General features: G+C 66.6%; 13 protein-coding genes. 4 read left to right on the top strand and 9 right to left on the bottom strand.

All coding sequences use genetic code 11. From position 1 onward, the window contains the following. Positions 1–9: 9 nt before the first annotated feature. Positions 10–636: a DUF47 domain-containing protein gene (locus AC5QAH_RS10235; protein ID WP_004152833.1), complete on the bottom strand. Its 627-nt coding sequence runs from the start codon at positions 634–636 to the stop codon at positions 10–12. A gap of 292 nt (positions 637–928) precedes the next feature. Here AC5QAH_RS10235 and AC5QAH_RS10230 point away from each other — a divergent pair, with 292 nt between their 5' ends. Both AC5QAH_RS10230 and AC5QAH_RS10225 read left to right on the top strand, forming a co-directional pair. Further along, positions 929–2,233: a hemolysin family protein gene (locus AC5QAH_RS10230; protein ID WP_423159418.1), complete on the top strand. Its 1,305-nt coding sequence runs from the start codon at positions 929–931 to the stop codon at positions 2,231–2,233. Continuing rightward, positions 2,217–2,876 carry an exopolysaccharide biosynthesis protein gene (locus AC5QAH_RS10225; RefSeq protein ID WP_010486010.1) on the top strand — a complete coding sequence of 220 codons (660 nt, stop codon included), beginning with the start codon at positions 2,217–2,219 and terminating at the stop codon, positions 2,874–2,876. Before AC5QAH_RS10230 ends, AC5QAH_RS10225 begins: the two co-directional genes overlap by 17 nt. A gap of 46 nt (positions 2,877–2,922) precedes the next feature. Here AC5QAH_RS10225 and AC5QAH_RS10220 read toward each other — a convergent pair whose 3' ends face one another. The 4 genes from AC5QAH_RS10220 to AC5QAH_RS10205 form a co-directional block, all read right to left on the bottom strand. Then, complete coding sequence (locus tag AC5QAH_RS10220) at positions 2,923–3,420, bottom strand: pyridoxamine 5'-phosphate oxidase family protein (RefSeq protein WP_010486012.1); 498 nt, start codon at positions 3,418–3,420, stop codon at positions 2,923–2,925. A 69-nt stretch (positions 3,421–3,489) separates the two neighbouring features. Beyond that, a complete protein-coding gene (locus AC5QAH_RS10215) occupies positions 3,490–4,485 on the bottom strand; it encodes an LLM class flavin-dependent oxidoreductase (protein WP_043402145.1) in 996 nt (331 codons plus the stop codon). Positions 4,486–4,677: 192 nt separating this feature from the next. Continuing rightward, positions 4,678–5,445 (bottom strand): sulfurtransferase, encoded by a 768-nt coding sequence (locus tag AC5QAH_RS10210; protein WP_329763857.1) that lies wholly within the window; start codon positions 5,443–5,445, stop codon positions 4,678–4,680. Positions 5,446–5,739: 294 nt separating this feature from the next. Then, positions 5,740–6,105, bottom strand: a complete 366-nt coding sequence (locus AC5QAH_RS10205; protein ID WP_329763858.1) for a DUF6164 family protein — start codon at positions 6,103–6,105, stop codon at positions 5,740–5,742. A gap of 70 nt (positions 6,106–6,175) precedes the next feature. On the opposite strand from AC5QAH_RS10205, the gene AC5QAH_RS10200 reads away from it, so the two are divergent. Next, positions 6,176–6,610, top strand: coding sequence for an FKBP-type peptidyl-prolyl cis-trans isomerase (locus AC5QAH_RS10200; RefSeq protein ID WP_143994290.1), 435 nt, complete (start codon positions 6,176–6,178; stop codon positions 6,608–6,610). Continuing rightward, entirely contained in the window at positions 6,597–7,844 is a 1,248-nt protein-coding gene (locus AC5QAH_RS10195) for a TIGR03862 family flavoprotein (protein WP_329763859.1), read from the top strand. Before AC5QAH_RS10200 ends, AC5QAH_RS10195 begins: the two co-directional genes overlap by 14 nt. Positions 7,845–7,966: 122 nt before the next feature. Here AC5QAH_RS10195 and AC5QAH_RS10190 read toward each other — a convergent pair whose 3' ends face one another. From AC5QAH_RS10190 to AC5QAH_RS10175, 4 genes are all read right to left on the bottom strand, one after another. Further along, positions 7,967–8,428: a GNAT family N-acetyltransferase gene (locus tag AC5QAH_RS10190; RefSeq protein WP_049482982.1), complete on the bottom strand. Its 462-nt coding sequence runs from the start codon at positions 8,426–8,428 to the stop codon at positions 7,967–7,969. A gap of 106 nt (positions 8,429–8,534) precedes the next feature. Next, the gene (locus AC5QAH_RS10185) at positions 8,535–10,157 is read right to left on the bottom strand and encodes an FMN-binding glutamate synthase family protein (RefSeq protein ID WP_010486030.1); all 1,623 of its coding nucleotides are present in this window, start codon (positions 10,155–10,157) and stop codon (positions 8,535–8,537) included. A gap of 55 nt (positions 10,158–10,212) precedes the next feature. Next, on the bottom strand, positions 10,213–11,499 hold the full coding sequence (locus AC5QAH_RS10180) for a nucleotide sugar dehydrogenase (RefSeq protein ID WP_053442792.1): 1,287 nt from the start codon (positions 11,497–11,499) through the stop codon (positions 10,213–10,215). 142 nt (positions 11,500–11,641) lie between these two features. After that, positions 11,642–12,076: a BLUF domain-containing protein gene (locus tag AC5QAH_RS10175; RefSeq protein WP_010486035.1), complete on the bottom strand. Its 435-nt coding sequence runs from the start codon at positions 12,074–12,076 to the stop codon at positions 11,642–11,644. Between the last annotated feature and the right edge of the window lie 81 nt (positions 12,077–12,157).

The raw sequence follows: 12,157 nt of genomic DNA, 5'->3' as shown, positions 1-12,157 counted from the left end.
CGGCGTCCGTCAGCTGTTCTTCAACACGATCTGGTACGCCACCACGCCGGCCTCGCGGCAACGGTCGATGGCCTTTTCCAAGATCTCGAAGAATTCCTTCAGCAGGAACATCTGCAGGTTGTCCAGGCGACCGGAATAGATGTCGCGGTACAGCTCGAGCATCAGGCGGTCGGCCTCGTTCTCCAGCGAGCGCAGCTTCTCGTTGAGCGCGGTCATCCGGTCCAGGTTCATGTGGCGCAGGTCGGCGACCATCTCCACCACCACGCCGGCAGCCTGTTCCAGCATCGCCGCGCGCGGCGCGAAGTCGATGTGCTCCAGGTGGGTCGTGGCCAGCGAATAGCGATCGGCGAACTTCTCGATCTGCTTCGGAATCTTGTACAGGGCCGAACCCAGCGCTTCGATGTCTTCGCGCTCGATCGGGGTCATGAAGCTGTCTACCAGCGCCTGGCTGATCTTGTCCGAGGCCGCGCGCTCGCGCAGGCGGGCCAGTTTGAAGGCGTCCAGCGCGGGCTGGCGGTCGGCCTCGCGCAGCATGGAATGCAGCGCCTTGGCGGCGTCGGAGGCCGCGACGGCAGCCTCATCAAGCAGGGTGTAGAACTGTTTGCCGGAACCGAAAATGGTCTGCAGAGAGAACATTGAGAAACCTGTCAGCCGTCGCGGGAAGGACGGCACCAGACGGAATTATGACGGCTAGATGACCATCACGGGTATCCCCGTCCCCTTTCGGGGCTCTGGAGCCCCCAACCTGAACAGGCGGTTGCCACCCTGCCACGCCCCTTTGCTAAGATGCCAGCGCGCCCTCGGGCGCACCTTATGGACGACGACCCTTATCCCCCTGCGCCGCGCCGGACCCTGTTCCTGAGCGCCAGCCGCCATCGCAAGCACCCGCCCTCCCTGCCACCAACCGGGGACGATGCCCGTGTTTGAAATGATCCTGATTGTCTTCGCGCTGGTTCTCCTGAACGGCTTCTTCGCCATGTCCGAGATGTCGGTCATGACCTCGCGCAAGAGCCGCCTGAAGCAGATGGCCGCCACCTCCAAGCGCGCCGCCAAGGCACTGGAGCTGTCGGAGAAGCCGGAGAGCTTCCTGTCCACCGTGCAGATCGGCATCACCGTGATCGGCGTGCTGACCGGCTACCTCGGCGGTGATGCGATCGGCGACGCGATCGCCGGCTGGCTGCAGGGCCTGATGCCCGGCTTTGCGTACGCGCGCGAGGTAGGCACCGCCCTGGCGGTCTCGCTGATCACCTTCATCACGCTGATCTTCGGCGAACTGGTTCCCAAGCGTCTGGCCCTGACCCGCTCCGAGGCCATTGCCGGCCTGGTCGCCATGCCGATGAGCTGGCTGGCCAGGTTGGCCCTGCCCTTCGTCTGGCTCCTGTCCAAGACTACCCAGCTGGTGCTGAAGGTGCTGGGCCTGGGCAAGGACGAGGCCGCGCAGGTGACTGAAGAAGAGATCCGGATGCTGGTGGCCGAGAGCCACGAGGCCGGCGTGATCGACGCCCACGAGCGCGACATGATGAACCGCGTCATGCGCCTGGGCGACCGCACCGCCGACAGCCTGATGACCCCGCGCAACCGCATCGCCTGGCTCGACACCCAGGCCGGGCTGGAGCGCAACCTGGAAATCATGGCCGAGCACGAGTTCTCGCGGTACCCGGTGTACCGCGACAACGACATGGACGTGGTCGGCGTGCTCGAACTGAAATCGCTGGCCACGCGCATGGCGCGCGGCGACAACGCGCTGTTCCAGACCCTGCGGGAACCGCTGTACGTTTCCGAATCAACCCACGCGATGAAGCTGCTGGAGATCTTCCGCGAGGAACAGCAGTCGATGGCGCTGGTGGTGGACGAGTACGGCGAGATCCAGGGCCTGGTGACCATCAGTGACCTGATGGGTGCCGTGGTCGGCCGCCTGCAGGCGGTGGAGAACGCCGACGAAGATGCGCTGGTGGTGACCCGCGAGGACGGCTCGCTGCTGGTGGACGGCTCACTGCCGATCGAAGACGTGCGCGAACTGATCGGCAGCAACGACCTGCCCGACGCCGAGGACGGCGACTACTACACGCTGGCCGGCATGTGCATCCACTACTTCGGCCGCATTCCGCACGCGGGCGAGTACTTCGACTGGGCCGGCTGGCGCTTCGAAGTGGTCGACCTGGACGGTGCGCGGGTGGACAAGCTGCTGCTGCGCACGTTGTCCGACGAGCAGGCCGATGAGCTCACCGCCTGAGGCCGGCCAGGGCCCGGGCGCCCAGCGCCCGGCCTACCGCAACGAGGGCATCCGCACCCTGCTGGAGATGTTCGCCTCCGGCGATCCGGCCGAGCACATGCCGCTGGGCCAGATCCTGTGCAACCTGCAGCAGGGCGCGTTCGGCGTGTTCCTGTTCGTGGCGATCCTGCCCTCGTTCATTCCGATTCCGGGCATGGGCGGCGCGGTCAGCGGTCCATTGGTGATCCTGATCGGCCTGCAGATGCTGTGCTGCCTGCGCCGCCCCTGGCTGCCGGGCTTCATCGCCCGCCGCGGGCCAAAGCGCGGCACCATGCACCGTTTCCTGGACCGCATCGACCGCCCGCTTCGGCGCCTGGACAAGATGCTGAAACCACGCATGCCGCAACTGCTGACACCGCTGCCCGCCCACGCCTTCAGCGGCCTGCTGCTGGTGTTGCTGGGCCTGCTGCTGTCGCTGCCGATTCCCTTCACCAACTTCCTGTTCGGCTTCCAGCTGCTGCTGTTCTCGTTGGCGCTGCTGGAACGCGATGGCGCGCTGATGCTGTTCAACTGGATCGCGGCACTGGCAGCGATCGCATTCTTCGGTTTCAGTTCGGGGCAGCTGGTGGGCTATACGGTGGAACTGTTCCAGCGCTGGTTCTGATTGCTGTTGCAGCGCCCGCCGGGCATGGCCCGGCGGGCCGAAGCCCTCAGCGCAGATCGATGAATCCATTGTCGGCCAACGCCGTCGGCTCGTCCTGCACTGCAGACAGCACGAAGCTCAGCGCCGTGCCCAGCAGAGTGCCCGGGCCATCCCAGTATTCGGCACTGTCGGCGCGCACATGGATCAGGCGAAGGTTGGGGTCATCCTTGCCACCGGGGAAGAACAGCTTCATCGCCGGTGACCACAGCTCCTCGATCTTCGCGCGATCATCGACCACGCGTGCCCGCCCCGCCACCGACACGTAGGTGTTCTTCGAGGGCGAGGCGTAGGCCACGTTGACCCGCGGATCGAGCGCGATCTCGGCCACCTTCGGGCTGTCGCCGGTGATCACGAACCACAGGTCACCGTCGAAGGCGACCTGCTGGGTGGCCAGCGGCCGGCTGTAGAGTCGCCCGTCGACGCCGGTGGTGGTGAACATGGCCACCTCCACGTCCTTGATCAGCTCGGCCAGTTGGGCAATGTGTTCGGCACGGGTCTCGGCCATGGTGGGGACTCCAGAAGTGGGAGCCCCCATCAGACGCGGATCGGCCGCAACAGGCCGTGACGCAATTGTTCAGCCCGCGTGGCGGGCGTGCCAGGCCTGCATCGCCAGTTCGAACGAACGCAGGCGTGCGCGGTGGTCGTACAGATTGGCGGTGAGCATCAGTTCGTCGGGCTTGTGCCGTTCGACGAAGGCGGCGATGCCCTCGGCCACCTGCTGCGGATCACCCAGCACGGTGCAGGCCAATGCCCGCTCCACACCCAGCTTTTCATGCGGTTCCCAGAACGATTCGATGTCGTCGATGGGCGCCGGAATCTTGCCCGGCCGGCCACGGCGCAGATTGACGAAACTCTGCTGCTGGCTGGTGAACAGGCGGCGTGACTCGGCTTCGCTGTCGCTGGCGACAACGTTCAGGGCCAGCATCGCGTGCGGCTGCTTCAACGTGGCCGAAGGGCGGAACTCGCGGCGGTACACCGCCAGCGCTTCGTCCATCACGTCGGGCGCGAAGTGCGAGGCGAACGCATACGGCAGGCCCATCGAGGCGGCCATGCGCGCACCGAACAGGCTGGAACCGAGGATCCAGGTCGGCACCCGCAGGCCACCACCTGGAACCGCCTGCACCGCCTGCCCGGGCTGTACCGGCTCGAAGTAGTGCAGCAGCTCGCGCACATCCTGCGGGAACTGGTCGGCGCTGTCGAAGTAGCGGCGCAGTGCACGCGCGGTCGGCTGATCGGTGCCCGGCGCACGGCCCAGGCCGAGGTCGATGCGGTCCGGATACAGCGAGGCCAGCGTGCCGAACTGCTCGGCCACCTGCAGCGGGGCATGGTTCGGCAGCATGATGCCGCCGGCACCGACGCGGATGCGCTTTGTGCCCCCGGCCACATGGCCGATCAGCACAGCGGTGGCCGCGCTGGCGATGCCGGGCATGTTGTGGTGTTCGGCCAGCCAGTAGCGGCGGTAGCCCAGCGCATCGGCGTGCTGGGCCAGTTCCAGCATGTTGGCGAAAGCGGCTGTGGTGTCACTGCCCTCGCAGACCGGGGCCAGGTCAAGGATCGACAACGGGATCATCAGGCGTTTTTCCGTCACAGGATCCCCCATGCATGGGGACGGCCCGGCGCCGCGGCCAGTGACGGTGGCGGGATGCTGATTCCCGTGGGGCAGGTTCAGCGCCCACCGGATCGTGTAGGGCCGAGCCCATGCTCGGCTGCCGTTCGTCGACCAACAGCCGCCGAGCATGGGCTCGGCGCTACAGAGGCGCGGTCAGAACGCGCTGGGGCGCGGCTCCGGCAGCGGCTGGTCCACCATCGGCTTCAGCTCGGCGTCCAGCGCCACGCGCTCATCGAACACGAAGCAGCGGCCTTCGTAGCCTTCGCCGCCCACCTCCTCGAAGTAGCCGAGGATGCCGCCATCGAGCTGCAGTACATTGTCCATGCCGTCATTGACCATCCACAGCGCGGCCTTCTCGCAGCGGATGCCACCGGTGCAGAAACTGACCACGGTGCTGTCCTTCAGCGCTTCGCGGTGCGGCGCCAGCGCCTCGGGCAGGTCGGTGAACTTGTGGATGGGCAGCACCAGCGCATCCTTGAAGGTGCCGTACTCCACTTCCTGCAGGTTGCGCGTATCGAGCATCACCACCGGCTTGCCGGCGTCATCATGCCCCTGGCGCAACCAGCGCTGCACCGTGGCCGGATCGATCGCCGGCGCGCGCGGATAGTCCAATGGCTGGCCGTCGTCACGGCGGAAGCTGATGATCTCGTCCTTCACCTTGGCCTTCAGCCGCGCGAACGGCTGATGCTCACTGAGGCTGGTCTTGACCCGCATATCGGCAAAGCGCGCGTCGGAACGCAGCGCTGCGTAGAAACCCTCGACCGCCTCTGGCGCACCCGCCAGGAACAGGTTCAGCCCCTCGCCCGCCACCAGGATCGTGCCGCGCAGCTCCGCCGCCTCGGCACGCGCCAGCAGCTGGTCGCAGAGGGCCTGGGGAGCGTCGATGACGGCGAAATGGTAAGCGGCGGTATTGGCGATCATCCCGCCATTTTAGCGCCAGAGTGCCCCAGGGTCAGATTTACCCGTTCATCCACGCATGGCGTGGGTCTGCCGTGTCGACCAAGGTCGACACCTACCAACAGCCGCGGGGAACTGTCAGAGGCGTGGCGGTGTAGGCAGGCGGGACCGTTGGCGCCATGGATGGCGCCATCGAGCCCCCACGGACGGGTTCACGGCGTGTCCCGCCTGCCCACATCGCCACGCCATCCCACGGGAACCAGCTTTTGCCGTTGCCGTTGCCTCTGCGGGTGCCGGGTGCAACCCGGCCGAACCCCCTTATCCCCGCAACAGCACGAACGGCAGCAGCACCAGCGCCGCCGCACCGGCCATCGCCAGCAGCACCAGCACCACATACCCCGGTCGGCGCCGGAACAGGCTGCCGAAGGTCTCCGCCGTGCCCTCGCGCAACGCCTGCTCGCGCTCGGCACGGATGCGCGGCCCGCGTTCGGCCTGGTACTCCGCCATCAGCGCCTTCGCACGCGGATGATCGGCGTCCTCGCGCAGCCACAGGCCACCGTTGGAAATGCCCCAGGGGCTGGGTTCGGTGCGATACCAGGCGATGCCGTGCTGGTCGAGCAGCGTGCAGACATCGGCATATTCGTCGTCGCCGACATTGCGCAGATTGAGCAGGAGTCTTGCCATGCCCCCATGATACCCGGCGCCGATGCGCTACCCTTGCCGCCCTCGCCCTGCGCCCTTCCGGAGACGCCCGATGCGCCGCCTGCTGCTTCCCCTGCTGCTGTCCCTCGCCGCCGTTGGCTGCTCGACCGAACCGTCCGGCCCGCCGCCGGGTGGCACCCTGACCACCTTCGAGCGCATCGATACCGTCCCAGGCACTGGCACCGAGGCCGTTTCCGGCAACAAGGTCACCGTGCACTACACCGGCTGGATCTATGACAACCGCACCGAGACCAAGCACGGCAAGACCTTCGACAGCTCGGTCAGCCGTGGCGAGCCGTTCACCTTCGCACTCGGCGCCGGCCAGGTCATCCGCGGCTGGGATGAGGGCGTGGCCGGCATGAAGGTCGGCGGCAAGCGCACGCTGATGATCCCACCGGACTACGGCTACGGCGACCGCCGGGTTGGCCCGATTCCGGCCGGCTCGTCTCTGGTGTTCGACGTCGAGCTGCTCGATGTCAAACCGTAATACCGCACTGCCCCAGCGGGTCGCCGTCATCGGCGGCGGCCCGGCCGGCCTGTTTGCCGCCGAGCGCCTGCGCGCCGCTGGGCTGGAGGTCGACCTGTACGAAGCCAAGGGTTCGCCCGGCCGCAAGTTCCTGATCGCCGGCAAGGGCGGACTCAACCTGACCCATTCCGATCCGCGCCCGCTGTTCGACAGCCGCTATCGCGAGCAGGCCGAAACGGTCGGCAGCTGGCTGGATGGCTTCGACGCGCAGGCACTGCGTGACTGGGCCGCCGGCTTCGGCGTGGAGACCTACGTGGGCAGCTCTGGCCGCGTGTTCCCGGTCGACCGCAAGGCAGCGCCGCTGCTGCGCGGCTGGGTGCGTCGGTTGAAGGAGCAGGGTGTGCGCCTGCACGCCAACCACCGCTGGATCGGCTGGAGTGATGAAGGCGCATTGCGCTTTGAAACCGAAGACGGCGCCGTTGAAGTACATGCCGATGCCACCCTGCTGGCCATGGGCGGCGGCAGCTGGCCGCAGCTGGGCAGCGACGGCGCCTGGGTCGCGCCACTGCAGGCCCATGGCGTGGACATCGCACCGCTGCAGTCGGCCAACTGCGGTTTCGACGTGGGCTGGACCCCATTCTTCGCCCAGCGCAATGCCGGCGCGCCATTGAAGCCGGTGGTCGCGCACTGGATCGACCTGGCCGGACAGCCACAGTCGCTGCAGGGCGAATGCGTGGCCAGCGAGTACGGCATCGAAGGCAGCCTGATCTACGCGTTGGCGGCGGACCTGCGTGAGACCATCAACCGCGATGGCCACGCGATGCTGTGGCTGGACCTGGTGCCGGGCCGTGACGAGACGCGCCTGCTGGCCGATCTGTCACGCCCGCGCAAGGGCCGCAGCTTCGGCGAGCACCTGCGCCGCCAGGCCGGCCTGGATGCAGTGAAAGCCGCACTGGTGTTCGAGATTCTGGGTAAAGAAGCGGGCAACGACCTGCCTGCCGTGGCGGCTACGCTCAAGCGCCTGCCGCTGCGCCTGCTGCGTCCCCGGCCGATGGCCGAAGTGATCAGCACCGCCGGTGGCGTGCGCCTGGGTGCGCTGGATGATGACCTGATGCTGCGGGCAGTGCCCGGCGTGTTCTGTGCCGGCGAGATGCTGGACTGGGAGGCACCGACGGGTGGCTACCTGCTGACCGCGTGCTACGCCAGTGGCCTGCGTGCTGCGGAAGGCGTGATCGGGTGGCTGGCGGAGCGGTGACGCCTGCCTTGTAACGTCGAGCCATGCTCGGCTGCGCTACCTGTAGAGCCGAGCCCACGCTCGGCTTGAATCAAAAGCAGCCGAGCGTGGGCTCGGCTCTACAGAACGCAGAAAACGAGCACTCACCACGGCCGGCGCATGCTCACCGAAGCCAGCGCCACGCCGCTGGGATGCGGGTAGGCCTCTTCGCGCACGCTGATGAACCCCTGCCGCTGATAGAACGGCACGGCATTGAGCGAGGCCGACAGCACCACCTCACGCTCAGGATCGGCCATCGCCAGCAGGCGCTGCATCAGCGCCTGGCCGATGCCCTTGCCGCCACGATCCGGATCGACGAACAACGCGTCGACTTCATTGGCATCGGCATCAAACACGCCGAAGCCGAGCAGACTGCCCTGCTCGTCCTCGGCCACCACGCAGCCACCCTGCGACAACAGCCGCGCGTACTGCGACGGTGGCGGCGAGGCAGACCAGGGCGCGATAACCTCGGGTGGGTAATGGCTGCTGCAGGTCTCGCGCACGCAACGCGTGCGCAGCGCCCACAGCATGGCCACGTCATCCATGGTGCCGGTCCTGAACTGCATGACATCTCCTTGTAGAGCCGAGCCTATGCTCGGCTGCTTCTCGATCACGCATCGCGATGTTGGAACGAAGATCAGCCGAGCATGGGCTCGGCTCTACAACATCACGTTATCGCGACTTGCTGGCACGCAGTGCCTGGATCTTCGGCGGCGGCTGGAAGGAATCGCTGCGTGCATCGGCCCAGAACGCATGGAACACCGCATGGTCGGGCACCTTGTGCAGCAGCTCGCCCGGTTCCAGGTAACGGTACAGCGAGGCCAGCGAACGGATCTCCACCGGCGAAACACGACGTAGGATGTGCTCCGGCCCAAGTTCAGCCGGGTCGTTCAGGCCCGCGGCACACAGCAGTTCCTTCAAGGCATGCAGCGTGTGCTCGTGGTAGCTGTACACACGAGTGGCCTTGTCAGGTGCATCCAGATGCTTCCAGCGTGCGGGATCCTGGGTCGCGATGCCGGTCGGGCACTTGTCGGTATGGCAGCTCAGCGACTGGATGCAGCCCAGCGCGAACATGAAGCCTCGGCCGGCATTGCACCAGTCGGCTCCCAGCGCGATGGTCCGCGCGATGTCGAACGCACTGGTGATCTTGCCAGCCGCACCGATGCGGATGCGATCGCGCAGATCGAGGCCGACCAGGGTGTTGTGCACCAGCAGCAGCGCCTCGTGCATCGGCACGCCGACATGGTCGACAAATTCGGCCGGTGCCGCACCGGTGCCGCCCTCGGCGCCGTCGACCACAATGAAATCCGGCAGCAACCCGGTTTCCTGCATCGCCTTGGCAATGCCGAACCACTCCCACGGGTGGCCGATGGCCAGCTTGAAGCCGACCGGCTTGCCACCGGACAACTCGCGCAGGCGGGCGACGAACTGCAGCAGCTCGACCGGCGTCGAGAACGCCGAGTGACGCGACGGCGACACACAGTCCACCCCCATCGGCACGCCACGCGTCACCGAGATCTCGGCGGTCACCTTCGGCGCCGGCAGCACGCCACCGTGGCCCGGCTTGGCGCCCTGCGACAGCTTGATCTCGATCATCTTGACCTGGTCATGGGTGGCATTGGCAACGAAGCGCTCCTCGCTGAAACCGCCCTTCTCGTCACGGCAACCGAAGTAGCCCGAGCCGATCTCCCATACCAGGTCACCGCCCATCTCGCGGTGGTAGGGCGAGATCGAACCCTCGCCGGTGTCGTGATAGAAGCCGCCCTGGCGCGCGCCTTCGTTCAGCGCGCGGATGGCATTGGCCGACAGTGAACCGAAGCTCATCGCTGAGATGTTGAACACGCTGGCCGAATAGGGCTTGGCACACTTCGGGCCGATCAACACGCGGAAGTCATGCTTGGCGATGGCGGTCGGTGCCAGTGAATGATTGATCCACTCGTAGTCCACCGCATAGGTGCTGCGCAGGGTGCCGAACGGCACCGTGTCCATCTCGTTCTTGGCGCGCTGGTAGATCAGTGCCCGCTGCTGGCGCGAGAACGGCACGTCTTCCAGGTCGCTCTGCACGAAGTACTGGCGGATCTCCGGGCCGATCGATTCCAGCCCGTAGCGGAAGTGCGCCATCACCGGATAGTTGCGGCGCAGCGTGCTGCGCTTCTGCAGCAGATCCCAGGTCCCCAGCGCCACCATCGCGGCAGTCAGGCCGACGCCCCAATACCAGGCCGGCCAGATCGTGGCCAGCCACAGGCATATCGGAAACATCAGGATGGCGAGCAGGTAGACGATATACCGGTGCATGGCTTTCCTCGGTTGCAACTGCCCCCGAGTCTACCGCGCCGTTCACTGCCCGGGCTTACAAGCGATCGTCAACCACGTTGCGCGGCCAGGCCGATTTCACGTCGTAGACCAGGCCACCCGGCGCCAACAGCCCCCGGATTGCGGATTCATCCATCGCCTTGAAACGGGCGTGGGCCACCGCCAGCACCACTGCGTCATAGCGCCCTGCCCCGGGCTCGGCCAGCCAATCCAGGCCCTCGCCGGTCAATGCCGCCGGGCCGACCCACGGGTCGCTGACCTCTACCTGCGCGCCGGCATCGCGCAGCCGTTGCGCCAGTTCCAGCGCGCGGCTGTTGCGCAGGTCCGGGCAATCCTCCTTGAAGGTCACGCCCAGCACCAGGATGCGTGCGTCCGCCGGCACACGGCCACGCTCGGCCAGCATCGCCAGCACCCGCGCCGCCACATGCTCGCCGACGCGGTTGTTGACCTGCCGTGCGGTGTGGATCAGGTCCGGGTGGTAGCCCACGCTCTCGGACTTGTGCAGCAGGTAATACGGATCGACGCCGATGCAGTGACCGCCGACCAGCCCCGGCCGGAACGGCAGGAAATTCCACTTGCTGCCGGCGGCGTCGAGCACGTCCTGGGTATCGATGCCGAGCCGATCGAATATCAGGGCCAGCTCGTTGACCAGCGCAATGTTGACGTCGCGCTGGATGTTCTCGACCACCTTGGCCGCCTCAGCCACGCGCATCGAAGGTGCCGGGAACGTACCGGCGGCGATGATGCGCTGGTACAGACCATCAATCACCGCAGCGACTTCCGGTGTCGAGCCGGACGTGATCTTGCGGATGTCGGCCAGGCGCCGCTGGCGGTCGCCGGGACTGACCCGTTCCGGGCTGTAGCCGCAATAGAAGTCTTCGTTGAAGCGCAGGCCCGACCCCTGCTCCAGCAGCGGCACGCACACTTCCTCGGTGGTGCCGGGGTACACCGTGGACTCGTAGATCACCAGATCGCCGGCGCGAAGATGACTGGCAATCAGTCGTGTCGCCGAACGCAGGGGCTCCAGGTCGGGCTGCTCGTATGCATCGATCGGGGTCGGCACGGTGACGATGTAGACATTGCAGGCATCAAGCAATGCCGGATCACTGCCGAACTGCAGCAGATGCGCACTGGCCAGCTCGTCGGCTTCCATTTCCAGCGTGTGGTCCTGGCCGCTGCGCAGTTCGGCGATGCGACCGGCATCGATATCGAAGCCCAACGTCGGCCACTGCCGGCCAAACGCCACCGCCAAAGGCAGGCCGACATAACCCAGGCCGATCACGGCAAACCGGGGGGCGCTGGCCGCCGCAACCGGCGCACTCATCGGCACATCCCGTGCAACGGATGCGATCGCACATACGCTGCCATGGCTTCGGCCAACACACTCATCTGCTGCACCACTCCGGAAAACCTGCGCCAGAAAGGCTACAGCCTACCGGCCCCGGCGCCCTGCCGCCAAGGCGGGCTCAGGACCCCAACGCCACCGCGGCCGGTTCCAGTTCACCGTCGGCGCCGGTCCAGGCCTGCAGCAGGCGCTCGAATCCACCACTGCCAAGCAGGAAGCCGGGCCACGCGGCATCGACAATCTGCGCCAGCAGCTCCGGCTCGATCCGCCGCGTGCCCATCGACCAGCGCGGAAATGCGCGCTGCACCACGGGTGCACGGCACAGCACTTTCAGCTGCACGTGGCTGCGCGCGTTGAGAATGCGCTGGAACACCGAATCGATGCCGTCCTCCGGGCCCTCGAGATACTGCAGGAAGCGTGCTCCGTCGAACATCAGGACACCGGTGACACCGGCTACACGATTGAATGCCGTGGCGTCGGCCAGCAGGCGGTCAAGATCGGTTGTCTGCAGATCGGCGCGGGCCTCACTGGCATAGGCAATCGCGTGCAGCGACATCAGGTGGCTCCCCCCCCTGGGAACGATGGCAAAGACTATGACATGAATGCGATCGACAGTTAAGCACGCCGCCGCCGTGAT

This window comes from Stenotrophomonas sp. YJH_SMC_43 (genome assembly GCF_059372535.1).
The sequence above is the reverse complement of the archived record's forward strand: the minus strand, read 5'-3'. Positions and strand labels throughout refer to the sequence as shown.